The sequence below is a fragment of the Sulfurimonas sp. NW7 genome, from assembly GCF_051132265.1.
GTDB lineage: Bacteria > Campylobacterota > Campylobacteria > Campylobacterales > Sulfurimonadaceae > Sulfurimonas > Sulfurimonas hydrogeniphila.
Genome location: NZ_CP093235.1, coordinates 324345 through 350142, shown reverse-complemented (window position 1 = coordinate 350142; position 25798 = coordinate 324345). Strand labels below are relative to the sequence as shown.

Here is a 25798-nt window from a genome sequence, read left to right as displayed (position 1 = left end):
ATTTAAAAGGGTTTGAGTACAACCATCGCTACAATAACAAGCATCAAAAGTGTCGGTACTTCATTATACATTCTGAAAAACTTTCCGCTTTTTGTGCATCTGTCTTCTAAAAGCTGTTTTCTGTACACATTCATTGAGTAAAAGTCTATAATTAAAAAAAGTACAAACAGAAGCTTTACATGTAACCACGGAGCACTCATCCATCCGCCAAGATAAATAAGTGCTGCACCGCTAAGGAGTGTAGCCCACATAGCAGGCACACCTATATATTTAAAAAGCTTCATTTCCTGAATTTTAACTACCTCTACAAAACCTTTGTTATTACTGTTTTCAACATGATAGACAAAAAGCCTAGGCAGATAAAACAATACTGCAAACCAGGAGATAAAAGAGATGACATGAAACCATAAAAGCCAGTTATACATATAAGACACCTAAAAGTTTTTTTCTATATACACAGATTCATAGTTTGAACCACCGTGTCTTACATTGTTAATCAAACCAAAAATCCCTGACCGGTGTTTTAACAAAACACCAATATATGTTTCATCTAATGGCTTATACTTCACAAGTTTTCCCAAATCAAAATCCAGGCTTATATCCAAATAATTTAAAAAGTGTGAATTGTTGTCATTATGATTTTGAGCATCTATGCGTTCTATCTCCAAAACACGGCTTACATAAGAAGCCCCCTCTCCAAAACCAAAACGCACTCTGTTATTCCAAAAATCAATATTGTAATATGCTTTTATATAAATATCAGCACCATATACATCTTTTTGTGCCGTTTCATCATAAAATGTCAATCCGCCTTTAAGATACAAATCTAATGGTAAAGTAAATAAATCTTTTGCTAAAAGATACCCTCCATCTAAATTATACGCTTTTAAATCATCTCTGTAAGCTCCAAACTTTCCAAGCGCTATATCAGCTGCCGAATAGAATGTAGGTTTTCCAACCGCCACTCTAAGAGAATAGTTACTTTGTGATGCCCAAAGATTTACTGTGAAAATCAAAAATAATAATAATTTCATATAGCTGCTTTATACATCTGTAAGTTCTAATTCTTTAATAGAAGGCCCTTTATGATCAGTTACTTTGTCATGTAAGCGGCGTAAAGCTTTATTTGCACGGTCAACAGCCACATCAATGGCAGCATCCAGGTCTTTGTGGTGTTCACTGATGACAATAGGAGCAGAGTGTGCTACATGTATTTCAAACTCTACCAAGACACCTGCTCTTTCAGCAGAAACTATACAGTTTACTCTTGTAATATCTAAAGAAAACTTTTTAAATTTTTCAATGCCCTGTTCTATATGTGCTTTCTTTTCGTCTGTTAAAGTTATATCTTTTGCACGAATTTGTACTATCATCATAAATCCTTTAATTTTAAGCCATAGGGCTTAATTATATTTAACTATATAATAGCAAAATAAAGCTGAGATGGGTATAATACGCCTTAAAAAATCAGGAATTGTATAATGAGAGTTTTAACCGGTATTCAACCCTCAGGTGATTTGCATATAGGAAACTACTTTGGTTCTATCAAACAGATGGTCGATGCACAAAAAGAGAATGACACTTTTGCATTTATAGCAAACTACCATGCACAGACAAGCGTAAAAGACGGCAAAAGACTGGCAGAGCTGACTATGCAGTCGGCAACAGATTTTTTGGCACTCGGCATAGACCCGCAAAAATCAACTTTTTGGGTACAGTCTGATGTAAAAGAAGTCTTGGAACTCTACTGGGTGCTCTCTTCTTTTACACCTATGGGGCTGCTCGAACGTGCTCACAGCTATAAAGACAAAACTGCCAAAGGCATAGCCGCCAACCATTCGCTCTTTTCCTATCCTGTTTTAATGGCTGCCGATATTTTACTCTATCAGCCTGATATTATACCGGTGGGAAAAGATCAGATCCAGCATGTTGAGATTGCACGCGACATTGCCATAAAATTCAACAACGAATATGGTGATATATTTAAACTTCCGGAATATAAAATAGAAGCGAATGTTGCCACAGTTCCAGGAACTGACGGACAGAAAATGTCTAAAAGCTATAACAATACTGTCAATATATTTGGTGAAGAGAAAAAACAGCTCAAAACAATCAAAAAAATTGTTACCGAAGCAGTACCGATGGAAGAACCAAAAGAGTATGAAAACTGTAATGTGTACAATATGGCAAAACTCTTTTTAAATGAAAATGAATGCAAAGAACTCCAGGAACGTTACAAAAAAGGCGGGGAAGGACACGGGCATTTTAAACTCTATCTACATGATGTGATTTGGGAATATTTCAGACCCTACAGAGAAAAAAGAGAATATTTTGCAGCGCATCAAGACGAAGTGAGAGAAATACTCCTCCAGGGTGCGCACAAAGCAAAAGAGATTGTAGCGCCGACTATAGACAAAGTCAGAACAGTAACAGGGATAAAATACTAAAAAAGTATTTTATCAAAGTCGCAAAGAACTTTTTACTATAAAGTTCTTTTTCGACCAGATCGGCTCTTTCAGATCCAGCAAATTGCGAACCTCATCATTGACAAGACGATAATACAATGTCACTTCAACACTGTCTGCCCCATTGACCAGCGGCAAACGTATTGTTTTCTCACCATGTGCCTTTATACTTGTATCTTTACTTTGCTTCAGCGCAAGATGCGCAATACCGACTTTTTTATGTCTTCTTATATAATGGCGTGAAAGAGAAACAGTTTTTTCACTGATGACTACAGTCCCTTTCTTATAGACAATTTCAACAAGAAGTTCTCTTGAACCAAAACCGCTTGGTATATTGTGCGGTTGCGGATTTTTAACTTTTATGAGCAGTCTGTTTTTTTGTTTTTTCAGTTGCAAACGCAAAGCGCCTTTCCATAAACCGGGTGTATGTGCACCAATAAATCCGTGTTTTCTCACCATTCGCATTTTTGCTTTACCATTGTACATTTTATATGTTGCGGCAACACCCTTTTGTTTGGGACCCATATGACACGAGACACAGGTCTGCTTGCCGACATACTCACTCTCCATATCTGTAAAAACCACGCCTTTTACACTTCTGTCATTTGCATGGCATACAAAACAGAGTTTATTTGGATTTGAACGCATAAACTCATGTGAGACTACCTTGTGATAAGGCGATTTGGCATCTTTGAAAGGTCCCGTCATAACACCCGACGGAGTCCACTCCACTCTGTTGATTCCTCGTTTTGATTTGTCATATTCATCATGTATTTTATCTATATTGTGACAAACAACACAATTAATTCCTTCACTGATAACCTTTGAATTTACTGCTTTGTTCACAGGATCATCTTCATCTGCCAATCCCATAACAGCAGCAATTTCATAATCTTCATCTGTTTTTGTTACACTGATTCGAGGGTTATGACAGGTAGCACACTGAATTTTTACAGCATTTAAACTTTTTCTCGTTTTACGGCTGACATATTCAAGACTTTTCTTAAAATATTCATCTTTTCCAAAATGACTTTTTGCATGCCATGAAGCACTCCACTCTTCTACGATACGCCTGTGACAGACTTTGCAGTTTTCGGAACTTTCAAACCGTTTGCCGACTTCAACTGCTTTTGCTCCAAAAAGAGAAGTAAAAAAAATGAGTAAAAAAAGAAAAAATTTCATCTCAATCAAATCCTTGTCTGTTATTGGTTCAAGTACTTTTTGTACTTCATTTTTGCAAGTTTTTCTGACTTTTTGTCTACCTCATCCTTCATTGCAGTTTTATACTCGGCAATCTTTTTCTGCAGGGCTTCATCCCCTGTCCCAATAATTTGCGCTGCAAGAATTCCTGCATTTTTGGCACCGTTAATAGCTACTGTTGCCACAGGAACACCTCCCGGCATTTGCACGATAGAGAGCAGAGAATCCATTCCGTCAAGTGCAGAACTTCTCACCGGCACTCCAATAACAGGCAAGACACTCAGCGCAGCAATCATACCCGGCAGATGTGCAGCTCCGCCGGCTCCTGCGATGATGACGCGCAAGCCTCTTGCTTGTGCTGTTTGTGCATACTCTACAAGTTTTTGCGGTGTACGGTGTGCGGAGACAATATCTACTTCACAGGCAACACCAAACTCTTCACATATCTCAATAGCCCCACTCATAACCGGTAAATCCGAGTCACTCCCCATAATAATTCCAACCAACGCTTTACTCATATCTTTTTGCTTCCTTTAATTTTTAGAATATCTTTTGCTTTCATTGCCTTTTTTAATGCCTCGTCAATATCATCATCAAGGATTGTTACATGCCCCATTTTTCTAAATGGTTTCGTAAAGGTTTTTCCGTAAAAATGAAAAGACAGCTCCGGAATCTCCAATGCATCATGAATTCCTTCTATAAAAGGTTCTCCCTCATATCCTTCTTCTCCGAGCAAATTAATCATAACTGCAGGAGAAATAAGCTTGGTAGATCCCAAAGGCAGATTTGTTACCGCCCGGATAATCTGTTCAAACTGTGATGTTGCACAGGCTTCAACTGTATAATGTCCAGAATTATGAGGACGCGGTGCTATTTCATTAACCAAAATCTTGCCTTTTTTTGTTAAAAACAATTCAACAGCAAAAATTCCAACACCGTCCAAGGCTTTGATGGCTTCAATTGAAATTTCTCTTGATTTGTCCGCAATTTCTTTTGAAATTTTTGCAGGAGCCATTACAATGTCACAAATATTCACTCTCTCATCAAAAAGCATTTCAACCACAGGGTAGCATTTGATCTGGCCTTCAATATTCCTCGCAACGATTACGGCCAGTTCCTTGTCTATATCCACAAGCTCTTCGATAAATGATTCGGTCTGGAGTGCATTTTTTACATCTGCTTCGGATTTTAGCATTTGCACGCCTTTTCCGTCATAACCACCCATCTTTGCTTTTTGAATAACAGGAAATCCAAAGGCAGCCAAATCTTCCTCTTTCTTCACATCTTTATAGGCAGGAACAGGAACACCTTTTTTGTCAAGAAGTTTTTTTTGCTCATATTTATTTTGAATGAGTTCGATAATATAAGGAGAGGGATGAATGATATGCCCATGATCAAACAGCTCTTTGAGTATGGAAGTGTCTACATGTTCCAACTCAAAAGTTGTCACATCTGTCTCTTGCACTAACTGTTCAAGCTTCTCTTTGTCATAAAACCCGCCAAGGATATGCTTGTCTGAAACCTGTGCGGCAGGACAGTTAAATGTGGGGTCAAGTATTGTTACATGAAATCCCATCTTTTTTGCTTTGTGTGACATGATTCTGCCGAGTTGCCCGCCTCCGATAATGCCGAGTTTCAAATTTGAATAGTTGAAATTTTTATCCATTTGTCAACAGTTACCTTTGTCTGTCAAGCCAGACCATAAGCCCTTTTTGTGCATGCAGTCTGTTCTCAGCCTCTGCAAACACTATATCCGCATTGTCTTCAAGCAACTCTTCGCTTACTTCCTGTCCCCGATACGCAGGCAGACAATGTAAAAATTTTGCATTTTTTTGTGCAAGACACATCATCAGTCCGTCAACCATAAAGCCTTTGAAATCTTTGATTCTCTGCTCTTTTTCATCTTCTTGCCCCATTGAAGCCCATGTATCTGTTGTGACAATTGTAGCCCCGCGTACTGCCTCTTTGGGATCATTCATTACCCTGATAATCGCACCGCTCTCTTTTGCTGTATCCAAAGCATCTCGAAGAACCTTACTGTCAACTTCATACCCCTTTGGTGTTGCAATACGTAATTCAAAGCCCAGTTTTGCAGCAAGCATCAACCATGAATTTGTCATGTTGTTTCCGTCACCGACGTAGGCAACAATTGCATTTTTTGCAACTCCAAATTCAATCATCGTCATATAATCAGCCAAAAGCTGCACGGGATGATAGGTATCAGTGAGTCCGTTAATAACAGGTACCTGAGAATACGATGCAAACTCTTCTATCATGGAATGTTCATAGGTGCGTATCATTACCATATCACACATGCTCGAAATAACTCTTGCCGTATCTTTTACAGGTTCTCCCCGTCCCAAATGAATATCACGGCTAGAGAGAAAAAGCGCATGCCCCCCAAGCTGAAACATTCCTGTTTCAAAACTTACACGCGTTCTTGTTGAACTCTTTTCAAAGATCATAGCAAGTGTCTGCATCTCTAATTCTTTATTGTAAATGCCCGCTTTGAGCTCTTTTTTTATTTTCAGACCGATATCTATAATTTCTAAAATCTCTTCTTTGGTAAAATCTTTGAGTGTTAAAAAATGTCTCACAGTTTCTTCCTCTTTTTTGTTTATCAGCTATTTTAATATACTTTTCTTTAAATTAGCGATTTTTGAGCATTTGTGCTACTTCTTTTGCATGATATGAGATAATTATGTCAGCGCCTGCACGTTTAAATGCTATCATCGTCTCCATCACCACGCGTTCATAGTCTATCAAATTATTCAGACCGGCAAATTTCAGCATGGCATACTCACCGCTTACATTATAAACAGCCATCGGAAGCGAAGTGTTGTCTTTAATCTCACGCACAATGTCCAAATAAGCCAAAGCAGGCTTTACCATCAAAATATCAGCCCCCTGCTCTTCATCACTTTTACTCTCAGCAATCGCTTCACGGCGGTTTGCAGGATCCATCTGGTACGAGGAGCGGTCACCAAAACTAGGAGTTGATTCAGCCACATCACGAAACGGTCCGTAATATCCACTTGCAAATTTTGTAGAGTATGCCATAATCGGCAACTCTTTATACCCTGCTCTGTCCAGGTATGTTCGCAAAGTTTCTATAATACCGTCCATCATACCCGAAGGTGCTATCATATCTGCACCTGCTTTAGCATGTATAATTGCCTGCTGTCCGGAAATCTCCAAAGTGGCATCATTATCAACTGTCTCACGATCATCATCAATTATGCCGCAATGCCCGTGATCGGTATATTCACAAAAACACAAATCTGTGACGACAAACATATCAGGGTGTGCTTTTTTTATCTCCCGTACTGCTGAAGCGATAATCCCGTGTTCACACAAAGCATCACTGCCTATGGAATCTTTGACATCGGGAATTCCAAAAAGAATAATCGAATACAATCCTAATTTTTTAAGCACCGCACACTCTTTTACAGCCTCATCAATACTCATCTGATAGACACCCGGCATGGATGCCACTTCGGTTTTAATACCTCCACCGCTACGGATAAAAAGCGGATATATAAAATCATCTACAGTTACATGTGTTTCTCTTACAAGCGCACGGAGATGCTTGTTTAGTCTGGTTCTGCGAAATCTTTGAAACATTTTTGACCCTTTATATTTTAAAGAGGCTATTTTACCCTTTTAAAGATTAAATTTATTCATATAATATAATTCTAATCATAATCTAACTATAATGCCTGCAAAATTGTACAGGACAGCATATATGCAAATAAAAATATCTGATGTGGCAGATTTGCCCTCAAGATTCGGTGATTTCAATGTACAGGCTTTTAAACAAGGGCAAAAAGAGCATCTTGTTATTTGTGCAAAAGAGTTGGCTGAAGTGCCGATAGTACGTGTTCACTCGGAGTGTCTTACCGGAGATGCCATAGGCAGTTTAAAATGCGACTGCCGTGACCAGCTTGAGTATGGTTTGCAAATGGCTGATGAAACCGGCGGAATGGTAATCTATCTTCGGCAGGAGGGAAGAAACATAGGACTTTTAAACAAAATCAACGCCTATGCCCTGCAGGACAAAGGACTCAATACCATAGAGGCCAACCATCAACTCGGTTTTGCTGCAGATGAGCGTACCTATGAAATCGTCACTTTTATTTTGCATCATTACAATATCAAAAAAATAAAACTGCTGACCAACAATCCTGACAAAGTCAACTCAATCAGCGGTGTTGAAATTGTTGAGAGGATTCCCATTATTATGAAACCGAACAAGCATAATGAAGGATACCTTGATGTCAAGCGCGACGGAATGGGACATCTTTTATAAAGATCAGGAAAACTTTGATGCGCTCAGGGCCTGCACTCTTCTTTTGCTTGTCTCAAGAAGTCTCAGCAGATCTTTTGTAATCTCTTCAAGATCTTTATAATATACTTTTGCCTTTTCGAGTTCCAAATCATCTACCTTATGTGTTTTAAACAGTTTGGAAAAAAAACCCTCCTCTTTTGCACCCGTAAAAATAGCATGGATTTTGGCATACTGTATATGCCACGCTTCATGTATCCTGTCTAGACTCTCATAAAACTGAACACCTAAAACACTTTTTATTTCTTGGGTATCATCATAAAACCACTTCCCAAATTCACACTTCATTTTCGACACAGGTGTTAAATTGTCAATATTTTTGCCTTCAATCAAAAACTTTATTTTTGTCATCTGCTCTATATGTGCCTCACGGGCATGTTCCATCGCATCTATTGTTTTTTCTTTCGTCATATTGTTTCACCTTATAAAGTACCTGTATTATTACATAAAATTTCTAAATTTATTCATCTATTTAAGAAAAATCATTATATAATTTGTCAAAACTTAAGAAAGGAATGTAACTTGAAACACCCAGAACCAATTAATAACCAAATCAAATTAAATCCAAAAAAATATATAGTTTCCAAAACAGATCCAAAAGGAATCATCGAATACGGCAATGATTATTTTGTAGAAATCTCCGGATACAGTGAATCAGAACTTATCGGAAAACCTCACAGTATCATACGACATCCCGATATGCCAAAAGTTGTATTTAAAATGATGTGGGACAGAATCAATGAGGCAAAAAACATCATCGCTGTTGTGAAAAACCTTGCCAAAGACGGAAGTTACTACTGGGTTGTCACAGAGTTTGAGCCAAAAATAGATCCTATTACAAACAAAATCATCTCTCATACGGCATACAGAAAAGCCGCTCCGCAAAAAGCAGTTGATACAATGGAACCGATTTATGCAAAACTGCTTGAGATCGAGCAGGAAGGCGGGATGGAAGCAAGTGAAAAATACTTAAGAGGATTTTTTGAAGAAAAACAAATCACTTATGACGAGTTTATCAATGACCTTGTTGGAAACAAAGGTCTGTTCAAAATTTTCTTTACAGCTATGAAAAAAATATTTTCATAATAAATTCTGAATTCCTGCAATTTACATTCTATTAAATAATATTCAGATAAAATATCCTTTTTAAAGGATATTCTATTGGATTTAAAAACAACACTGGCTCATGACAAAATAGAGTTACCAAATAATTTTTTTCAAAACATACAAAAATACAAAGAGCATCTCTTTAAATGGAATAAAATTCATAATCTTACAGGTGCAAAAAGTGAACGGACTATCAATGAGTTCATTTATGATGCGGTTTTTCCTGTCAGTTTTTTACCAAAAGTAGACTCCCTCCTCGACATAGGCACCGGTGCCGGATTTCCGGGAATGATTTTGGCATTTGCACTGCCGCACACAGAGGTAACACTTGTAGAGCCTTTGACAAAACGGGCAAGTTTTTTGCAGTTTGTCAAGGCTGATTTGGGACTTGACAATGTAAAAGTCGTAAAAAAACGGGTTGAAGAGATGCAGCCGAAAGTATTTGATCTTATCACATCACGTGCCGTCACAGACACAAAAATGCTTTTATCTCTCAGTAAAAATTTTCGGGATGCTCATTCAAAACTGCTTTTTTACAAAGGTGAAAAAGTTTTTGATGAAATTGAAGCTGATATTGATATAAAACATAAAATAATTGAAACAAAAAACAGACACTATTTACTTCTAGGAGAAGAATTATGATACTGAAAATACTTATAATCGGAGCAGTTATTGCTGCGGTTTACTTTCTGTTTTTCAAGACAAAACCAGAAGCAAAAGTTACAAAAAAGAACACGAGAAAAGACTCAGAAAAGCCTGATGCCGATGAAATGGTGGAGTGTGCAAGCTGTGGTGTTTATGCGGAAATACAAGAGTGTATTCTCAGTAACGGAAAATACTACTGCTCTCGCGAATGTTTACAAAAAGGAAAATAATGCTTTTATTTGGTCATAGATTTATAAAGAGTGAAAAATTTTATCATGTGTCTGATATAGACGCAATTGTTCAGACACCACCTGCGTCAATAATTTACCTCGAATTTGAAGAGAAAAATCTTGATATTATTGAATACCTCAATCAGAATTCTATAAAATTCGCACTCAAAGTTCAAGATATCACAGAGCTCATTTATGCTTCTGCCCTGGGTGCAAGTTATATCCATGTAGAGCAGAAACTGGCAAAAACTGCCCAGAAAATTGCTGAAAACTATTTGTTTGATGCAAAAATATTAGTACATATAGAGAAGGAAGAAGAGATAGAAGAGATGGCACTGTTGGGAATAGACGGTGCTGTATTTACAGAGGCGATTGTCAAAATAGCTTAAGGATACCTCTAAATTGTTCTTCGCAGGTGTGCTTTTAAAGAGGTAAGAATTTCATAGCTTATTGTGCCCGCATACTTGGCAACTTCGCGTGCATCATTAAAAATCAGGAGTTCTTCTTTGTCTGTCAAAAAAGAACTGTTGTCCATAGAAATTCTACCCGCTATTTTAATGCCCTCAGGCGTTATAAAATTGTGCGAACAGCTTCTTAAAAAACCATCACCATACCCAAAATCATAATTTGTCACGCTACAAGAGGCCTTTACCTCAAAAGCTGCTCCATAACCGACACAGTCTCCTTTTTGAAGCTTTCTTGAAGAGATCTTTTTTGCATATACAGACAAAACAGGTGCCAATTCGTTTACATGTAAGCCTTTTACATGTAAAGCATTCGGCAATTCCAGACAACCATAGGCTGCGATGCCTACGCGCGCCATATCTTCATCAAAATCATTTGTGCGAAAGAGTGCGGCAGAATTACACGAATGAAACCCTAAAGGAGTAAAATCATACTTTTTTGCCAACACCTCTGCTTCTTTTTTCACCTGTTGAAAATTTTTGTTTTGCAAATCAAAATATTCATTCTCTTCATCAGCGCAAGAGTGGTGTGTAAAAACAGCTTCAAGTTTGAGTCCCTGTTTTGCACATAACACAAAGGCTTCTTCGAGTTCATCCATCAAAATACCGTTACGACACATTCCCGTATCTACTTTCAGTTGTACTTTTGTGTTTTTTGCAAATTTGTGAATCGCCCGCAAATCATTAATCGTATATCTTATTTTTTCATTTGACTCCTGTGCAAAATCTGCCAAAACCAGAATATACTCAAAAAAGCTCTCAATCTGTTTTGCTTCTTCAAAGGTGCGTACCACTGCTTTTGTTATGCCGTACTCTTTTGCCATCCGTGCGATTTGCAAAAGTCCGTGCCCGTAGGCATTATCTTTCAAAACCAGCGCTGTTTTATCTTTTGTTTTAGTTAGTTTGGTAATAATATCAAGATTGTTAAAAAAATGATTTTTATCTAATGCGATGTAAGCCATAGGAGAATTATACACAATGAAAGAGAAAAAAAGGCTAATTGCCGAATTTGAAGAACAAAGTTTTACCCAAATTATATTTCCCCATGCAGATACAGACTGGACAGACTACCTTGAAGATGCACAAAACACCTTTGTCAGCATCATCAATGCCATCAGAAAATATCAAAAATGCCTTGTTGTCGCCTATGACACAGATGCGGTAAAAAAATATTTTTCAGATACAGACAATCTTGAATTTGTACACTGTGTCACAGATGACACCTGGGCAAGAGACTGTTCTGCTTTATCTGTTGCAACAGCCAATAAAACCGCTTTGCTTGATTTTTCTTTTAACGGCTGGGGCAACAAATTTGATGCCAAAAAAGACAATCTGATGACGCAAAAAATTGCGCACAAATACCTGCCATGCAAGGTTGAAAAAATTGATTTTGTTCTTGAAGGCGGTGCAGTTGAGAGCAATGGTGCAGGTATCCTTTTAACAACCGCTGCATGTATGCACAACAAAAACCGCAATCCCCAATTCACTGCCAAAGAAATTACAAAAAAACTCCAAGAGTTTTTCGGCGCAGAACAGATTTTATATCTGCATCACGGCTACCTGGCTGGAGACGATACAGATTCCCACATAGACACCCTTGCAAGATTTACAGATGAAAACACCATTATGTATGTTACATGTAAAGATACAAACGATGAACATTACAAGGTACTCAAACGGATGGAAGAAGAGTTGCAGATAATAGCCAAAGAGCATAATTTCCGACTTATTGCCCTGCCGATGTGTGATGCTGTTTATTTTGAGGGCGAACGACTCCCTGCCACCTATGCCAATTTCCTTTTTGTCAACGGAGCTGTTTTGGTTCCTGTATATGGAGTTGCCCAAGACAAAGAAGCTCTGAAGATTTTCAAACAGACATTTCCGCACAGAGAAATTGTACCCATTGACTGTTCTGTCTTAATCCGTCAACACGGCTCACTGCACTGCGTAACAATGAACTTTTGCATATAAGTTCAGCTTTTTCAAAAGCCTTTAGTGCAGCATCGCCATCCCGCTCATAATCAAATAGGTCGCCAGACCAAACCCCGCTGCTATTAAAATCGTCCGTTTTATTTTTTCTTTTGTACTCATAGTGCAATTTTAGCAAAAAATTAACACTTTTGTAACACTTCTTTTTGTATCATAAATTAAATAATTTCTTAAAATTATTATTTAACTTATTCATTAAAAAAGGGTAAAACATGAAAAAAACACTCACTCTTTCCTTATTGGTATTTTCTTCTCTGTATGCGTCGGATATTGAACTCGCACCTATCAGCGTAGAATCCACAACACTCACAGAAGTCGCACAAAATGCGCAGGTTTCTGCTGATGTCGCACAAGCGCTCGCTGATTCAGTTCCAAGCATAGACATGAGTCGCAGAAGCGGTATTGCCAATGACATCTTCATCCGCGGTCAAAAACGCGACAATATTTCCGTAGAAGTTGACGGTACAAAAATCTATGGAGCCTGTCCAAACAGAATGGATCCTCCGGTTTCACACATTGTAGCCAACCAGATTGATTCTATCGAAATAATCACAGGACCATATGATGTAACAACATACGGCAATTTAAGCGGTGGCGTGAAGATAAAAACAAAACAACCTACAAAAGATTTCAAAGCATCTGTTAATCTTGGTTTTGGTTCATGGAACTATAAAAAATTTGGTGCAAGTGCAAGCGGTGGCAATGATTTTATCCGTATGACTGCAACAGTTTCAACTGAATCCTCTGATCAGTATCATGACGGAAACGGTGACTCTTTAGCACAGCAGATTGACAAATACCAAGCAGCAAATTCTGCAACACTGGTTGGGTCCAAAGACCCAAGACTCCAACCTGCTTATTATGATATGCCTGCATACACAAAAAAAAGTGCCATGGCCAAAGCCTTTATCACAACTGCAAAAGATCAAGAACTTCGTTTAAGTGTCACAGCAAACAGAAGTGAGAATGTATTGTATGCAAACTCCAAAATGGATGCACTCTATGATGACTCAAATATATACTCAGTGGAATATAATATTGACAATGTAGCCAAAGGGTACAAAAATATCAATTTGCAATATTACCACTCTGATGTTGACCATCCAATGGGAACAAATTACAGAAACTCTTCTCTTGCAACAGGAAATATTAAAAACTGGCTGACAACAAACCTTGACGGTATCAAACTAAAAAACAGTTTTGACATCAACTCCTACAAACTTCTTATCGGTCTTGATGCTAGTAACAGAAAATGGAATGGACATTATGAGAAAAATGATTCAGCAGCACTCATAGGGTACAAGAAAAGTATCGACAATGCAGTAACAAAAAACACAGCACTCTTTGCAAAACTTGACAAAAATTTTGGTGCATTCAACCTTTCTCTTGGAACCAGAGTTGATGACACTATCATAACAAACGACAGCTATCAAGACAACGATTATCACTCGGTAGGTGCAAATATTCTTGGAACATATAATCTCAATCAAGAGAATAAAATCTTCTTTGGTATCGGACAGGCTTATCGTGTACCAGATGCCAGAGAACTTTACTTCTTCAGTTCTATGGGTAATCTTGTCGGAACCCCTGACCTTAAAAATGTCAGAAATCAAGAAGTTGATTTAGGATACGAAATCAATAATGACAGTTTCGAGTTTAAAATCAAAACTTTTTACTCAAAACTTAAAGATTATATCTACATCCAAAAAGGTGTAGCCGTGAATGCATTTCAAAATATTGACGCATATATTTATGGCGGAGAAGCCAGCGCATCTGTTTATCTGAGTGATGACATCTCTTTAGATATGAGTGCAGCCTATAAACGCGGAAAAAAAGATGCTCCCCTTGCAGGACAAACAAACACAAACCTGGCGGATATAGCACCGCTTGAGGGGAAAATTGCTCTTAACTATGAATATGCAAACCGTTCTATGGCAACAATTGACACTATGATGCGTAAACGCTGGACACAGATAGATGATGAAAACGGTGAACAGGTTCTAGCCGGCTGGGCAATACTCAATGCAAAAATAAAACATGCTGTCAGTAAAAAATTCGACTTCACTGTAGGGATGAATAATATACTCAACAAAACCTATGCAAGAAGCAATACATATGCAGACTTGGTACTTATTTCAGGTGGTACAACTGATGTTATGCTTATGAATGAACCGGGGCGTTACTTCTACACAAATTTGGATTTTAAATTTTAAGTACCTCATCCTGAGGTACTAACACTGCGCTAACACTTTTGTATTATACTTTTGAAAACTAAGGACAAAAGGATTCTACTCTATGCAAACAAAATATTTAAAAATACTTCTTAGCATATCTACTGTTGCAGCGACACTTCTTTTAAGTGGCTGCGGTTCATCATCTGACAGTACTGCTACAGCCACATCTCTCACTGCAAGCGGGCAGCTTGTTGACAGTTTTGTCGCTGATGTCAACTATACATGCAGTGACGGTACAACAGGTGTGACCGATGAAAACGGCTCATTTACATGTACTGCACTTCCAGTAACGTTCAGTGTTGAAACACTTGAACTTGGAACAATTTACACACTTCCACAGGATGCTATGGTTTTTCCGCAAGATTTGACAGATGTAAACAGAACAGATCTCAATAACAGTGAAGTCATCGCAATTGCAGAATTTTTGCAGTCATGCGACGACAACAACAACGCAAATGATGGTATTCGTATTCAGGCACAGGTACGCGAACAGCTTCGTCAAAGAGCACATGAAAAACTAACAGCAGAAAATCTTGATGCAATTGCTGCAGATTTAAACCTTACACTTGTCGACCAAGAAACAGCAATCCAACACCTTACCCAAACAACAGATTATGTCCAAAGTGTCATTTCGGCTCATGGATATTCAAGAAACTCAGCCGCACATCAGGGTAATGGAATTTCAGATACCGCTACTATGCAGACACAAACAACATCAGCAGTAACACAGGCACTGCTTTCACCTGCTTCTACTCTTACACAAGAGGCAAAAGATACCCTGGCATATATGGGAAATGAAGAGCGTCTGGCACATGATGTCTATATGACACTCTATAATTACCACCTTGAGAGCGGAACCGAAATTAAAACACTCTACAATATCGCAACAAATTCTGAGACAGTCCATACAACAGATATGCAACTTTTGATTAAAAAATATATCACTTCTTTAGATGAGTTTACCAATGTAGATGCAGCTCAAAATCTTCCGGATGCGAATTTAAGCTATTTAGATATGAGTGTAAGTGAATTACCGGCAGGACAATACAACATTCAGGCTATCCAAAATCTTTATGACACACTCGTAGCAAAAGGAAAACAGTCTCAACAAGATGCACTTGAAGTCGGATGTATGGTAGAGGTGACAGATATCAACGATCTTGATGAGGATATCGCCATTGCACAGGATTCAAATGCAAGCGATGTCGTCACCGTATTTAACTTTTTAAGAGACGGTAGCTATACACACTACTGGGCATTTGATACGGCCCTCAAAAATATGGGTGTAACACAGGGATGTGCAGTCATTGGTGAAGAATACAATCATCCGGAGTACCCACAAGACACAGCATCTGCAACAGGAAACGGTCATCAATACGGACGACAGTAAAAAACTTCCTAAGCCCTTTTTTACCTAAAAAGGGCTAAAATCCAACCATGATAAAAAGATACCCAACTAAAAAAATATTTGTCGGTGATGTGCCCGTCGGTGGTGATGCTCCTGTCTCCGTGCAGTCTATGACCTACTCGGACACACACAATGTTGCAGCAACGGTTGAGCAGATAAACCGCCTGCACTTTGCAGGAGCGGACATTGTCCGCGTTGCCGTTCCTGATATGGAAGACGCCCTTGCACTCAAAGCCATCAAAGAGCAGATTTCACTCCCGCTTGTTGCAGATATTCACTTTAATTACAAACTTGCACTCATTGCAGCCGAATCTGTTGACTGTATCCGTTTCAACCCCGGAAATATTAGCGATAAAAGCAAAATAAGAGAGATAGTAAAAGCCTGTCAGGAACGGAATCTTCCTATTCGCATCGGGGTTAATGCAGGAAGCTTGGAAAAAGAGTTTGATGACAAATACGGTCCGACGGCAGAAGCAATGGTCGCTTCGGCAGAGTACAACATAAAGTACCTTGAAGACTTGGGTTTTGATGACATTAAAATATCGCTCAAAGCCAGCGATGTACAAAGAACGGTTGAAGCCTACAGAATGTTGCGTCCAAAGAACCACTATCCGTTTCATTTGGGTGTAACAGAGGCGGGAACTATTTTTCATGCAACCGTTAAAAGTGCCATAGGCTTGGGAACACTTTTGCTTGAAGGTATCGGCGACACTATGCGCATAAGCATTACAGGCGAACTCGAAGAAGAGATCAAAGTCGGCCGTGCAATATTAAAAGACAGCGGCGTTGCAAAAGAGGGCTTAAACATCATCTCCTGCCCGACCTGCGGACGCATCGAAGCCGATTTGGTCTCAGCAGTAGCCGAAATAGAAAAAAGAACAGCACACATAAAAGCACCGCTGGATGTAAGTGTAATGGGCTGTGTCGTCAATGCCATAGGCGAAGCCAAACACGCCGATGTCGCCATAGCCTACGGAAAAGGCAAAGGGCTTGTCATGGTAAAAGGCGAAGTGGTTGCCAATCTGGATGAAAAAGAACTTGTCGACAGGTTTGTCAGCGAAGTGGAAGATATGGCTAAAAGGTCATAAACCTTTGATATAAATTATGCTAGAATATGTTTAATACACAAAGGATGTTGCGTTATGACAAAAGAGTATATTTTAAACTTTTTAAAGAACAATAAACAACTTTTAAAAGAGAAATATAATGTCACTAAAATCGGACTGTTTGGAAGCTATGCACGTGATGAGGCAGAAGAAGCAAGTGACATCGACTTAGCTATTGAAACATCTAAAAAAGATTTTTTTATCAAATCTGATTTACAATATTTTTTAGAAGATACTTTCGGCACAAAAATAGATATAGGCTATTTAGACAGTATGAGAGAGTTTTATAGACGCCGTGTTGAAAAAGAGATACTTTATGTCTAAAAAAAGAGATGTTGAACTCTTTGTACTCGATATATTTATTGCTATATTTAAAATAAAAGCATATTCTTCCAACTTTTCATCAGCACAAGAATTATTACATGATTCTCTGCATTGGGATGCTACTATAAGACAATTAGAAATTATTGGTGAAGCCATTAAAAACCTACTTCAAACAAAACAGTTCCATCAATCTTCACCAAAATATTTTAGACAAATCATAGATTTTAGGAATATAGTTGCTCATGGTTATTTTGGTATTGATGAAGAAGAAGTTTGGAACGTTTTACAAGACAAAATTACTCCACTTCATGATGACCTAAAACAAATAACTATAAATATTTATAATTTAGGTGAAGCTTTCGACACTACTATTAACTATGATCTGAAAGATAGAGATGAAAAACTAAAAACATATTTAAAAAATTTACAAAAAGAATTAAACAATGCAAGATAACCTCTACAACCTCGCTTTTGAACGTTCCGTATTAAGTTCCATAGTCTTTGAGCCGAGTCAGTTTGATGAGCTCAGCGTTATACTGAAAAAAGATGATTTTTACCTGCCTGCTCATCAGGATATTTTTGCTGCAATGCTTACACTTTTGCAAAAAGACCAGCCAATCGATGAAGAGTTTATAAAAAAAGAGCTCATGAAGGCAAAAAAATTTGACGAACAGGTTTTGCTTGAAATTCTCTCTGCCAACCCTATTTCAAATACCAAAGCCTATGTTGATGAGATCAAAGACAAATCACTCAAACGCCATCTGCTGACACTCACGACCGAGATAAAAAGAGTCACTGTAGAGGAAGAACTGCCATCGGCCGAAGTGGTGGACATCGTAGAGAAAAAACTCTATGAAATCACCCAGGACAACCAGACAAGCGATTTTAAAGACTCTCCAAAAATGACCTTTGATACGATGGAATACATCAAAGAGATGAAAGCACGAGGAAACTCCGTACTCGTCGGTGTCGATACAGGCTTTAAAGAACTGAACAAAATGACAACCGGATTTGGCAAGGGAGACCTGGTTATCATCGCCGCTAGGCCGGCGATGGGCAAAACTTCTTTTATCCTCAACACCGTTAACTCTCTTATACTCCAGGGTAAAGGTGTTGCCTTTTTCTCGCTTGAGATGCCGGCTGAACAGTTGATGCTGCGTCTGCTTTCTATTCAGACCTCCATTCCTTTGCAGAAGCTTCGTGTGGGAGATATGAATGATGATCAGTGGTCCAACCTTAACGGTGCCATAGACAGAATGAATGACGCAAAACTCTTTGTCGATGACCAGGGAAGCCTGAATATCAACCAGCTCCGTTCTAAACTCAGAAAGCTTAAAAATCAGCATCCGGAAATTGAGATAGCCGTGATTGACTACCTGCAGATTATGCAGGGAATAGGCTCGCAGGACAGACACCTGCAGGTCTCAGAAATTTCGCGTGGACTCAAAATGCTCGCGCGTGAGCTTGAAATGCCAATAGTTGCACTCTCTCAGCTCAACCGTGGGCTTGAGAGCCGTAACGACAAACGTCCGATGCTGAGCGATATTCGCGAATCTGGTTCAATAGAGCAGGATGCCGACATTATTTTATTTGTCTATCGTGATGATGTCTACCTTTACAAAGAAGAAAAAGAGCGTGAAAAAGCCGCAAAGGCCGAGGGCAAAGAGTTTACCTCAACCTATGTGGAAAAAGAGGAAGAGGATGCCGAAATCATCATCGGCAAACAAAGAAACGGTCCGACAGGGCATGTCAAACTCATCTTTCAAAAAAAGCTTACCCGTTTTGTGGACGCGCCGGGCTATGCGCAAGGCATAGAAACCGTCTATGAAAATGTAGATACCAAATCAGCAAATATTGATATGCCGCAGGTAGAGATGCCTTCTATTTAAATGCAGGCTTTAGAGAAGGTTTCGCTTTTTAGCAGCAAAAAAGACTACTTTCTCTTTTTTCTTTTCCTGCTTAGCCTCTTAGGTTTTTCTCTTGGCTATCAATATTACAAATATAGCGAGCTGACGAAATTTGACTCACAGCTTGCTGATGCAACTGTTTTAAAAGCCTACGACAAAACAAAACTCACCAAAACCGGCAAAATCAAAAGCTATAAAATTTTAAAACTGCAAAGTGATGAGGGCTTTGTATTTTATACCATGGCAAGCAAAAAACTGCATAATTTGCAAAACAAACGATTACATGTAGAGTTGTGGGCGGGAAAAATCAGTTTCAAAGACTATCTTAGAGGATTTTTTGCATTTAGCAAGATTCTCCAAGTCTATAAAAGCCCCACACTCAAACAAACACTCTCCTCATTTATAAACTCTCAGCACACAGACACAGATATTGCCGCTCTGTATAAAGCCCTCTTTTTGGCAACGCCTCTGCCAAAAACCATGCAAACGCAATTTTCAAAACTCGGTATTTCGCATCTCATTGCCATCAGCGGTTTTCATTTGGGCGTTCTTGCAGCCATCCTCTTTTTTCTTTTCAAATACCCCTATCAATTTTTGCAAAACAGATATTTTCCATACAGAAGTTACAAAAGAGACAGTTTTATTTTTATCAGCCTGGTTTTGCTCGGCTATTTGCTTTTTTTGAATTCGCCTCCTTCTCTGCTGAGAGCGTACGGCATGCTTCTTGTCGGCTTTGTTTTATATGACAGAGGTATCAAAATCATCTCCATGCAGACACTGCTTCTTACTGTTCTTTTGCTGCTTGCACTTTTTCCAAAACTCATTTTCAGTATAGGCTTCTGGCTCTCAGTCAGCGGTGTTTTTTACATCTTCTTGTTTCTTGTTCATTTTCAAACACTCAGTAAAATCAGACAGTTTCTGCTCTTGCCTTTTTGGGTTTATTTGATGATGCTGCCCTATTCTATGGCAATATTTGGCAACTTCAGCCTCTATCATCCCCTCTCAATTGTATGGACAACACTTTTTACGCTTTTTTACCCTTTGACTATCGCCTTACATGTAATGGGCTTTGGCAGTCTTTTAGACACACCTTTGACATATCTCTTACATGTAAACGCACATGCCCTGCAACACACACTTGCAAAAGTTTATCTTATTGCAGAAATTGTGCTTTCACTCGCAGCCGTATTTAGCAAAAAAGCACTCTATGCCTTACTCGGCTATACGCTGCTTCTTTTTGTATATTTCATCTATAATGTGGCATAGTTTCAAACCATACAAAAAGATAATCCACGAAACATAAATCCATAAAAACAAAAACATCAAAATAGCAAAAGAGCCGTACATGGTCGTATAGGACTTGTTTAAAAAAACATAGTAAATAAAAGCATTTTTACTGACACTGAAAATTACGGAGACAATAAAAGAACTGATAAGTGAAGCTTTTGGATTTATTTTTGCATTGGCGGCAATTTGAAATATCAAAAAGAAAAGTCCCCAAATGATGATGTAGGGAACCAGAGGCAAAATATTAAGCCCTGAGGTTAATGCGTTTGAAGCCATAAGCGCAGCAATGTAGCCTGTAATATAAAAAGAGATGCCAAGTGCAACAGGCGTGAGTGTCAACAGTGTCCAGTAGGTCGTAATGCTCTCCCACAAAGTTCTTGGTTTTGCATGAAAAATTCTGTTGGCAATGTATTCAAAATTTTTAAAAAACAAAAGAGAAGAGACTAAGATTGCCACAAATCCTATGGCTCCCATTTTAGAAGCGTTTTGTAAAAATCCGTTTATCTGAAACATAACCGTGTCCGAATTCACAGGCATCAAATTGGAAAATATAAAGCCCTGAATTTTTTCATAATAATCGGCAAAAGAGGGCAAGGCAGTCAAAATAGCCATCACAATCAACAAAAGAGGAATAATGGTAAAAATCGTATAAAAGCTCAAACTTGCCGCAAAAAGTGTGAGCTCTTTATCAATAAAAGAGCTGACAAACAGTTGAACAGGCTTAAAGTATTTTGTCAGCTTTTCATTCATGACCTATTAGTCAAGCCCCATTTTTGCAGGATTTAAAATATTGTTCGGATCAAATGCTTTTTTGATGGATTTAAAAAGTGCCATCTCCGCATCACTGAACGCCATTTTCATGTACGGTGCTTTTGCAAGCCCTATTCCATGCTCACCAGAGAGTGTTCCACCCAAATCAATTGTTGCCTGAAACACCTCTTCTATGGCTTTATAGGCAATTTTTACCTGCTCAGGATCACTCCCGTCAACCATGACATTTGTATGCACATTTCCGTCACCCGTATGTCCGAAACACGGGATTTTGACATTGTATTTGTCCGCTATTGCATAAAATCTCTCTAGCAGTTCCGGCAGTGCCGAACGGGGCACTGTTACATCTTCATTGAGTTTTTTACTGCCGTAAATGCTGAGTGACGGCGAAGCATTTCGACGGGCAAACCAGATGTCTGCCGCCTCTTTGTCATCTTTTGCCACTTTAAAGTCACTGCATCCGTTTTCACGGAATACTTTTTCAATCTGTGCAAGTTGAAAATCCAAATCGTCTTCAAGGTTGCCGTCAACATCCGTAACAAGCAAAGCACCCGCATCAACCGGCAGACCTTTGTGAAAGGTCTCCTCCACGGCTCGAATCGTCAAATTGTCCAAGAACTCCATCGCAACCGGAGTAATACCGCTTGCCATTGTTTTGTAAACGGCTTCCATTGCTTCATGTACACTTGAAAAAATTCCCATTGCCGTTTTTGTCATTTTCGGCTTTGGTATCAATTTAAGCGTGATTTCTGTAAGCACTGCCAAGGTGCCTTCACTCGCGATTAATATCCCGCTTATGTTATACCCTGCCACATCTTTGATGGTTCTTTTTCCTGCTTTTATTACATCGCCGTTTGGTAAAACAGCCCGTGTTGCCATGACGTAATCTTTTGTGATTCCGTATTTTGCAGCACGCATCCCACCGGCATTTTCACTCACATTTCCACCGATAGTAGAGTAATCCTGACTCGCAGGATCAGGCGGATAAAACAGCCCCACCTCTTCTACTCTCTTTTGCAGGTCCATATTGATCACACCGGGCTGAACAATGGCGACCATATTTTTCATATCTATTTCAAGAATTTTATTCATATGTTTTTCCATTGCCAGGACAATTCCGCCTTTGCTTGGAAGTGCTCCGCCCGTAAAACCGGAACCGGCACCGCGCGGTACTATAATGATCTGATGTTCATTACAGTACTTGAGTATTTCGCTGACATCTGTTTCATTTCTCGGAAAAATAACCGCATCGGGCTCAAAATGTTCCCGTGTCGCATCATACGAATAGGCAAGCAGATGTGCCTTGTCGCTGTAAATATTCTCTTCTCCTACAATATTTGTAAAATGTTGTAAATGTATTTTATCTATCATCTTATTTTCCTGTTTCAAATTCATCAAGTAAATAATGCAAAGAAGCATCACCGTTTTTTATAATATTATAAAGCTCTTTGTTCGTTTTGTTGTTTGCAACCAACAGTTCATAATAGTGTGGCGCATAACTTTTGAGTCTCGAACTCCCCGCTCCCCACCATGCAGCATCAATGTTGTTGACACGCGTATAAAAAGGAAGATGGACCTTGTCCTGCTTGAGTTTTGCATCACTGATACTCAGGATTTTAAAACTTTTGATGTCGAGCGTATATACTTTTTGATTGAGATATATAAAAAGCAATCCTACGCTGCCGGCATCTGCCATCGCTTCAAAGTCCTCTTTCAAAGGTGTCGGATGTCCCCGAAAAGAAAGAACCGTTGCAAAAAGATCCGGATGAATCCATTGTGTCTGCACACTCTTGGCAATTCTATAATAAATCTCTTCATTGGGAGCGATAAGCAGTGAACGGGAGTAGCCAAATGCCAACTCGACCGTATCACCCACTTGCACTTGCCATTTTCCGTGAGGCAGTGCACTGTTTTGCAGAGCAGTAAATGCACTCATTTTGATTGTTGCCGTCTTTGTTTGTGCATTAAAACTCTGCACAACAGCATTTTTAACAATGGCACTGTGTTCAGGGCTAATGTGATGCACAACAAAACCGCTGACACCGACATCTATCTTGTCTGTTTTTATTGTTGCAGTTTCATTTTGATTATCAACTGAGACTACAGGTGATTTTATAACAGCGCCAAAAACTTCCAACGCAAGTATCGTGAATAAAAGTATATATTTCATGTTTCTTCTTTGATTTTTTGTTTATGATTATATCAAACAAACCTCAGACTAAGCCAAAATTTGATAATCTTTGCAAATTATTTATTCTAGGCTTATATTTATGATACGATTTTTCATATTTTTTTTACTGATTACCTCCTCTTTTGCTGCCCATGTGGACAGATACCGGTGGAGTAACGGAGAAACTTATCTGGATTTTTTACAAAATCACAATCTTCCGTTGCGACCGCTCTACTACAATCTTGACAAGGATGACCAAAGACTCACAGAGGAGATGCGTGCAGGCATTCATTATCAGATTTTAAAAGATGACAAAGAAGAGATAGAACAGATTTTACTGCCTTTGAATGATGAACTGCAAATCCATATATACAAAGATGACAAAAGCTACAAATTTGAAGCCATTCCCATTATAAGCACAACAAAAACAGAAGCTTTTTACACAACAATTACAAGTTCACCGATGTACAATATTTTAAAAGAAACAGGTTCCAAAAAACTGGCACAAATTTTTGTTGCCAGTTTCAAACACTCATTAAACTTTAAAAACGACATTCGCAAAGGCGATGAACTTGTCATGATTTATGAACAAAAATATCGTCTGGGAGAGCCTTTTTCCATGCCTGCTTTAAAAGTCGCCATGATAGAAATGCATCATAAAAAACACTTTATCTACCTCAACAGTGACGGACGTTATTATGATGAAAAAGCCCATGAGGTCGAAGGATTTTTACTGGCCCGTCCGGTAAGGGGAGCCAGAATATCTTCTTATTTTACAAAAAGGAGATGGCACCCTGTACTGCATAAATGGAAGGCACATTTGGGCGTTGACTATGCTGCAAGACGCGGAACACCGGTTATTGCAGCGGGCAGAGGTGTCATTGTATGGGCTTCAAGAATGGGAAGCTATGGAAATTTGATAAAAATACGCCATGCTGACGGCTATGAAACACGCTATGCCCACTTAAAATCATTCCGCAGGGGTATTCACAGGGGCAAACGTGTAAAAAAAGGGCAGACTATAGGCTATGTCGGCTCTACAGGCCGCTCTACCGGACCACATCTGCATTTTGAACTCAGGAAAAGAGGACGTGCAATCAACCCGCTCAGAGTTGTACAGGTAACGACCAAAAAGCTCAAAGGCAAAGCAAAAAAAGCATTTTTACGATTAAAGAAAAACTATGATGAAAGTGTCAATCTTCACCTCAACAACAAAACAGCCTATAAAAAACGCCCGCCTTTTGAAAACATGTCCTATATTCATCTTTTAAAGGAAAAAAGCAATGGGTAAAATAACTTCCATAAAAGAGCTCAAAGAACCAAATTTTGTCAAACCGGTGGAGATAAACTACACACAAAACGGCAAAGAAAAAAGATGGGAAGCCGTACTTTCGCATGACAGTGTTGCTATACTCCTCTATCACACACAAAAAGATGCCTTTGTGCTTGTCAAACAGCTCCGTGCTACCGTGCTTAACAAAAATCAAAACAACGGTTACATGTATGAACTCTGTGCCGGCATTGTTGACAAAGAGTGTTCCATAGAGCAAATAGCCAAAGAGGAAATTTTGGAAGAGTGCGGATATGATCTGCCTGTGCAAAATCTGGAAAAAATCAGTGCTTTTTACACCAGTGTCGGCATATCGGGGACCTATCAGACACTCTACTATGCCGAAATTGACGAACATATGAAAATAAATGAAGGCGGTGGTCTTGAAGAGGAAGAAATCGAGGTCATTTACATCCCCGTATCTGAAGCAAAAAAGTTTATGTTTGATGAACGCTATCAAAAAACAACCGGTGTTTCTTTGGCTTTTTACTGGTTTTTTGATACAAAAAAAGTCGGCACTAAAGTATGTCTTAGAAAAAACTAAATTTTTTTCTGCAGTGCGGGCTTTGCGGCATGAAAGCTCAAAAGATGAAGCAAAGACATCAGTCGGCACTGAAGTACCGATTCCTGGGTCATCCCTCCTCTCGGCATCCAGACTTCAGTCTCAATGCCATTAAGTTAAGCGGCTTTTTCGGAACCCGTACTTCAGTGCGGACTTTGTGTCTTTCAAGACTAAGGCCTAGGTTCCAAAAGAATATCGAACTTTTTTCTTAACTTAATGGCGTTGAGACTTTAGTCTTGGCTTTACTGCATTAC

General features: G+C 38.9%; 29 protein-coding genes. 16 read left to right on the top strand and 13 right to left on the bottom strand.

The annotated features are described in order from the left end of the window. Positions 1-2 precede the first annotated feature (2 nt). The 3 genes from MLC35_RS01905 to hpf are packed head-to-tail and all read right to left on the bottom strand — an operon-like array spanning position 3 to position 1373. Positions 3-425, bottom strand: a complete 423-nt coding sequence (locus MLC35_RS01905; protein WP_151901104.1) for a CopD family protein — start codon at positions 423-425, stop codon at positions 3-5. Between the two features lie 9 nt (positions 426-434). Continuing rightward, positions 435-1034, bottom strand: coding sequence for a hypothetical protein (locus tag MLC35_RS01900; protein WP_151901105.1), 600 nt, complete (start codon positions 1032-1034; stop codon positions 435-437). Between the two features lie 9 nt (positions 1035-1043). Further along, the gene (gene hpf / locus MLC35_RS01895) at positions 1044-1373 is read right to left on the bottom strand and encodes a ribosome hibernation-promoting factor, HPF/YfiA family (RefSeq protein ID WP_151901106.1); all 330 of its coding nucleotides are present in this window, start codon (positions 1371-1373) and stop codon (positions 1044-1046) included. Positions 1374-1481: 108 nt separating this feature from the next. Between hpf and trpS the strand changes: the two genes are divergently transcribed. After that, entirely contained in the window at positions 1482-2447 is a 966-nt protein-coding gene (trpS, locus tag MLC35_RS01890) for a tryptophan--tRNA ligase (protein ID WP_151901107.1), read from the top strand. 12 nt (positions 2448-2459) lie between these two features. Here trpS and MLC35_RS01885 read toward each other — a convergent pair whose 3' ends face one another. Genes MLC35_RS01885 through hemB form a run of 5 tightly spaced genes read right to left on the bottom strand, consistent with a single transcriptional unit; the run spans position 2460 to position 7289 of the window. Continuing rightward, complete coding sequence (locus tag MLC35_RS01885; RefSeq protein ID WP_434637543.1) at positions 2460-3647, bottom strand: multiheme c-type cytochrome; 1188 nt, start codon at positions 3645-3647, stop codon at positions 2460-2462. A gap of 20 nt (positions 3648-3667) precedes the next feature. Continuing rightward, positions 3668-4183 (bottom strand): 5-(carboxyamino)imidazole ribonucleotide mutase, encoded by a 516-nt coding sequence (gene purE, locus MLC35_RS01880; protein WP_434637541.1) that lies wholly within the window; start codon positions 4181-4183, stop codon positions 3668-3670. Then, positions 4180-5331: a 5-(carboxyamino)imidazole ribonucleotide synthase gene (locus MLC35_RS01875; protein WP_151901110.1), complete on the bottom strand. Its 1152-nt coding sequence runs from the start codon at positions 5329-5331 to the stop codon at positions 4180-4182. The genes purE and MLC35_RS01875 overlap by 4 nt, the downstream gene beginning before the upstream one ends. 10 nt (positions 5332-5341) lie before the next feature. Next, the gene (gene argF / locus MLC35_RS01870) at positions 5342-6262 is read right to left on the bottom strand and encodes an ornithine carbamoyltransferase (RefSeq protein WP_151901111.1); all 921 of its coding nucleotides are present in this window, start codon (positions 6260-6262) and stop codon (positions 5342-5344) included. A gap of 52 nt (positions 6263-6314) precedes the next feature. Continuing rightward, on the bottom strand, positions 6315-7289 hold the full coding sequence (gene hemB, locus MLC35_RS01865; RefSeq protein WP_434637539.1) for a porphobilinogen synthase: 975 nt from the start codon (positions 7287-7289) through the stop codon (positions 6315-6317). Between the two features lie 121 nt (positions 7290-7410). Between hemB and ribA the strand changes: the two genes are divergently transcribed. Beyond that, positions 7411-7974 (top strand): GTP cyclohydrolase II, encoded by a 564-nt coding sequence (gene ribA / locus MLC35_RS01860; protein WP_434637537.1) that lies wholly within the window; start codon positions 7411-7413, stop codon positions 7972-7974. A 3-nt stretch (positions 7975-7977) separates the two neighbouring features. Here ribA and MLC35_RS01855 read toward each other — a convergent pair whose 3' ends face one another. Continuing rightward, positions 7978-8421 carry a CZB domain-containing protein gene (locus MLC35_RS01855; RefSeq protein ID WP_434581016.1) on the bottom strand — a complete coding sequence of 148 codons (444 nt, stop codon included), beginning with the start codon at positions 8419-8421 and terminating at the stop codon, positions 7978-7980. Positions 8422-8532: 111 nt separating this feature from the next. On the opposite strand from MLC35_RS01855, the gene MLC35_RS01850 reads away from it, so the two are divergent. The 4 genes from MLC35_RS01850 to MLC35_RS01835 all read left to right on the top strand — a co-directional run bounded on the left by MLC35_RS01850 (position 8533) and on the right by MLC35_RS01835 (position 10381). After that, entirely contained in the window at positions 8533-9096 is a 564-nt protein-coding gene (locus tag MLC35_RS01850; protein WP_346389273.1) for a PAS domain-containing protein, read from the top strand. A 75-nt stretch (positions 9097-9171) separates the two neighbouring features. Then, the gene (rsmG, locus tag MLC35_RS01845; RefSeq protein ID WP_151901116.1) at positions 9172-9759 is read left to right on the top strand and encodes a 16S rRNA (guanine(527)-N(7))-methyltransferase RsmG; all 588 of its coding nucleotides are present in this window, start codon (positions 9172-9174) and stop codon (positions 9757-9759) included. Further along, entirely contained in the window at positions 9756-9992 is a 237-nt protein-coding gene (locus MLC35_RS01840; protein WP_434637535.1) for a PP0621 family protein, read from the top strand. Before rsmG ends, MLC35_RS01840 begins: the two co-directional genes overlap by 4 nt. Then, on the top strand, positions 9992-10381 hold the full coding sequence (locus MLC35_RS01835; RefSeq protein ID WP_434637533.1) for a hypothetical protein: 390 nt from the start codon (positions 9992-9994) through the stop codon (positions 10379-10381). The genes MLC35_RS01840 and MLC35_RS01835 overlap by 1 nt, the downstream gene beginning before the upstream one ends. 8 nt (positions 10382-10389) lie before the next feature. On the opposite strand, the gene MLC35_RS01830 is transcribed toward MLC35_RS01835, so the two are convergent. Next, positions 10390-11418 carry an alanine racemase gene (locus tag MLC35_RS01830; protein WP_434637532.1) on the bottom strand — a complete coding sequence of 343 codons (1029 nt, stop codon included), beginning with the start codon at positions 11416-11418 and terminating at the stop codon, positions 10390-10392. A 16-nt stretch (positions 11419-11434) separates the two neighbouring features. On the opposite strand from MLC35_RS01830, the gene MLC35_RS01825 reads away from it, so the two are divergent. The 8 genes from MLC35_RS01825 to MLC35_RS01790 all read left to right on the top strand — a co-directional run bounded on the left by MLC35_RS01825 (position 11435) and on the right by MLC35_RS01790 (position 20690). Next, positions 11435-12427 (top strand): agmatine deiminase family protein, encoded by a 993-nt coding sequence (locus tag MLC35_RS01825; RefSeq protein ID WP_434637530.1) that lies wholly within the window; start codon positions 11435-11437, stop codon positions 12425-12427. Between the two features lie 230 nt (positions 12428-12657). After that, the gene (locus MLC35_RS01820) at positions 12658-14658 is read left to right on the top strand and encodes a TonB-dependent receptor domain-containing protein (RefSeq protein ID WP_434637528.1); all 2001 of its coding nucleotides are present in this window, start codon (positions 12658-12660) and stop codon (positions 14656-14658) included. Positions 14659-14740: 82 nt separating this feature from the next. Further along, positions 14741-16069, top strand: coding sequence for a DUF2202 domain-containing protein (locus tag MLC35_RS01815; RefSeq protein ID WP_434637526.1), 1329 nt, complete (start codon positions 14741-14743; stop codon positions 16067-16069). A 47-nt stretch (positions 16070-16116) separates the two neighbouring features. Further along, a complete protein-coding gene (ispG, locus tag MLC35_RS01810; protein WP_434637524.1) occupies positions 16117-17175 on the top strand; it encodes a flavodoxin-dependent (E)-4-hydroxy-3-methylbut-2-enyl-diphosphate synthase in 1059 nt (352 codons plus the stop codon). Positions 17176-17229: 54 nt separating this feature from the next. Further along, the gene (locus MLC35_RS01805) at positions 17230-17517 is read left to right on the top strand and encodes a nucleotidyltransferase family protein (RefSeq protein ID WP_151901124.1); all 288 of its coding nucleotides are present in this window, start codon (positions 17230-17232) and stop codon (positions 17515-17517) included. Then, entirely contained in the window at positions 17510-17971 is a 462-nt protein-coding gene (locus MLC35_RS01800) for a HepT-like ribonuclease domain-containing protein (protein WP_434637522.1), read from the top strand. The genes MLC35_RS01805 and MLC35_RS01800 overlap by 8 nt, the downstream gene beginning before the upstream one ends. Beyond that, positions 17961-19406, top strand: coding sequence for a replicative DNA helicase (locus MLC35_RS01795; RefSeq protein WP_434581001.1), 1446 nt, complete (start codon positions 17961-17963; stop codon positions 19404-19406). Before MLC35_RS01800 ends, MLC35_RS01795 begins: the two co-directional genes overlap by 11 nt. After that, positions 19407-20690, top strand: a complete 1284-nt coding sequence (locus tag MLC35_RS01790) for a ComEC/Rec2 family competence protein (RefSeq protein WP_434637520.1) — start codon at positions 19407-19409, stop codon at positions 20688-20690. Here MLC35_RS01790 and MLC35_RS01785 read toward each other — a convergent pair. Genes MLC35_RS01785 through MLC35_RS01775 form a run of 3 tightly spaced genes read right to left on the bottom strand, consistent with a single transcriptional unit; the run spans position 20637 to position 23652 of the window. Next, positions 20637-21461 carry a YihY family inner membrane protein gene (locus MLC35_RS01785; protein WP_434637518.1) on the bottom strand — a complete coding sequence of 275 codons (825 nt, stop codon included), beginning with the start codon at positions 21459-21461 and terminating at the stop codon, positions 20637-20639. The two genes, MLC35_RS01790 and MLC35_RS01785, sit on opposite strands and share 54 nt — an antisense overlap. 6 nt (positions 21462-21467) lie before the next feature. Next, entirely contained in the window at positions 21468-22853 is a 1386-nt protein-coding gene (locus tag MLC35_RS01780; RefSeq protein ID WP_434637516.1) for an FAD-linked oxidase C-terminal domain-containing protein, read from the bottom strand. Position 22854: 1 nt separating this feature from the next. Continuing rightward, positions 22855-23652, bottom strand: a complete 798-nt coding sequence (locus MLC35_RS01775) for a plasminogen-binding N-terminal domain-containing protein (RefSeq protein WP_346389260.1) — start codon at positions 23650-23652, stop codon at positions 22855-22857. Positions 23653-23752: 100 nt separating this feature from the next. Here MLC35_RS01775 and MLC35_RS01770 point away from each other — a divergent pair, with 100 nt between their 5' ends. Continuing rightward, the gene (locus tag MLC35_RS01770) at positions 23753-24943 is read left to right on the top strand and encodes a peptidoglycan DD-metalloendopeptidase family protein (RefSeq protein WP_434580996.1); all 1191 of its coding nucleotides are present in this window, start codon (positions 23753-23755) and stop codon (positions 24941-24943) included. Next, positions 24936-25526 carry an NUDIX domain-containing protein gene (locus tag MLC35_RS01765; protein WP_434637514.1) on the top strand — a complete coding sequence of 197 codons (591 nt, stop codon included), beginning with the start codon at positions 24936-24938 and terminating at the stop codon, positions 25524-25526. The genes MLC35_RS01770 and MLC35_RS01765 overlap by 8 nt, the downstream gene beginning before the upstream one ends. The last annotated feature ends 272 nt before the right edge of the window (positions 25527-25798 follow it).

Coding starts and splice junctions, on each gene's coding strand:
- MLC35_RS01905 (WP_151901104.1), bottom strand. CDS start 425: ATGTATAACTGGCTTTTATGGTTTCATGTCATCTCTTTTATCTCCTGG.
- MLC35_RS01900 (WP_151901105.1), bottom strand. CDS start 1,034: ATGAAATTATTATTATTTTTGATTTTCACAGTAAATCTTTGGGCATCA.
- hpf (WP_151901106.1), bottom strand. CDS start 1,373: ATGATAGTACAAATTCGTGCAAAAGATATAACTTTAACAGACGAAAAG.
- trpS (WP_151901107.1), top strand. CDS start 1,482: ATGAGAGTTTTAACCGGTATTCAACCCTCAGGTGATTTGCATATAGGA.
- MLC35_RS01885 (WP_434637543.1), bottom strand. CDS start 3,647: ATGAAATTTTTTCTTTTTTTACTCATTTTTTTTACTTCTCTTTTTGGA.
- purE (WP_434637541.1), bottom strand. CDS start 4,183: ATGAGTAAAGCGTTGGTTGGAATTATTATGGGGAGTGACTCGGATTTA.
- MLC35_RS01875 (WP_151901110.1), bottom strand. CDS start 5,331: ATGGATAAAAATTTCAACTATTCAAATTTGAAACTCGGCATTATCGGA.
- hemB (WP_434637539.1), bottom strand. CDS start 7,289: ATGTTTCAAAGATTTCGCAGAACCAGACTAAACAAGCATCTCCGTGCG.
- ribA (WP_434637537.1), top strand. CDS start 7,411: ATGCAAATAAAAATATCTGATGTGGCAGATTTGCCCTCAAGATTCGGT.
- MLC35_RS01855 (WP_434581016.1), bottom strand. CDS start 8,421: ATGACGAAAGAAAAAACAATAGATGCGATGGAACATGCCCGTGAGGCA.
- MLC35_RS01840 (WP_434637535.1), top strand. CDS start 9,756: ATGATACTGAAAATACTTATAATCGGAGCAGTTATTGCTGCGGTTTAC.
- MLC35_RS01835 (WP_434637533.1), top strand. CDS start 9,992: ATGCTTTTATTTGGTCATAGATTTATAAAGAGTGAAAAATTTTATCAT.
- MLC35_RS01830 (WP_434637532.1), bottom strand. CDS start 11,418: ATGGCTTACATCGCATTAGATAAAAATCATTTTTTTAACAATCTTGAT.
- MLC35_RS01825 (WP_434637530.1), top strand. CDS start 11,435: ATGAAAGAGAAAAAAAGGCTAATTGCCGAATTTGAAGAACAAAGTTTT.
- MLC35_RS01820 (WP_434637528.1), top strand. CDS start 12,658: ATGAAAAAAACACTCACTCTTTCCTTATTGGTATTTTCTTCTCTGTAT.
- MLC35_RS01815 (WP_434637526.1), top strand. CDS start 14,741: ATGCAAACAAAATATTTAAAAATACTTCTTAGCATATCTACTGTTGCA.
- ispG (WP_434637524.1), top strand. CDS start 16,117: ATGATAAAAAGATACCCAACTAAAAAAATATTTGTCGGTGATGTGCCC.
- MLC35_RS01805 (WP_151901124.1), top strand. CDS start 17,230: ATGACAAAAGAGTATATTTTAAACTTTTTAAAGAACAATAAACAACTT.
- MLC35_RS01800 (WP_434637522.1), top strand. CDS start 17,510: ATGTCTAAAAAAAGAGATGTTGAACTCTTTGTACTCGATATATTTATT.
- MLC35_RS01795 (WP_434581001.1), top strand. CDS start 17,961: ATGCAAGATAACCTCTACAACCTCGCTTTTGAACGTTCCGTATTAAGT.
- MLC35_RS01790 (WP_434637520.1), top strand. CDS start 19,407: ATGCAGGCTTTAGAGAAGGTTTCGCTTTTTAGCAGCAAAAAAGACTAC.
- MLC35_RS01785 (WP_434637518.1), bottom strand. CDS start 21,461: ATGAATGAAAAGCTGACAAAATACTTTAAGCCTGTTCAACTGTTTGTC.
- MLC35_RS01780 (WP_434637516.1), bottom strand. CDS start 22,853: ATGATAGATAAAATACATTTACAACATTTTACAAATATTGTAGGAGAA.
- MLC35_RS01775 (WP_346389260.1), bottom strand. CDS start 23,652: ATGAAATATATACTTTTATTCACGATACTTGCGTTGGAAGTTTTTGGC.
- MLC35_RS01770 (WP_434580996.1), top strand. CDS start 23,753: ATGATACGATTTTTCATATTTTTTTTACTGATTACCTCCTCTTTTGCT.
- MLC35_RS01765 (WP_434637514.1), top strand. CDS start 24,936: ATGGGTAAAATAACTTCCATAAAAGAGCTCAAAGAACCAAATTTTGTC.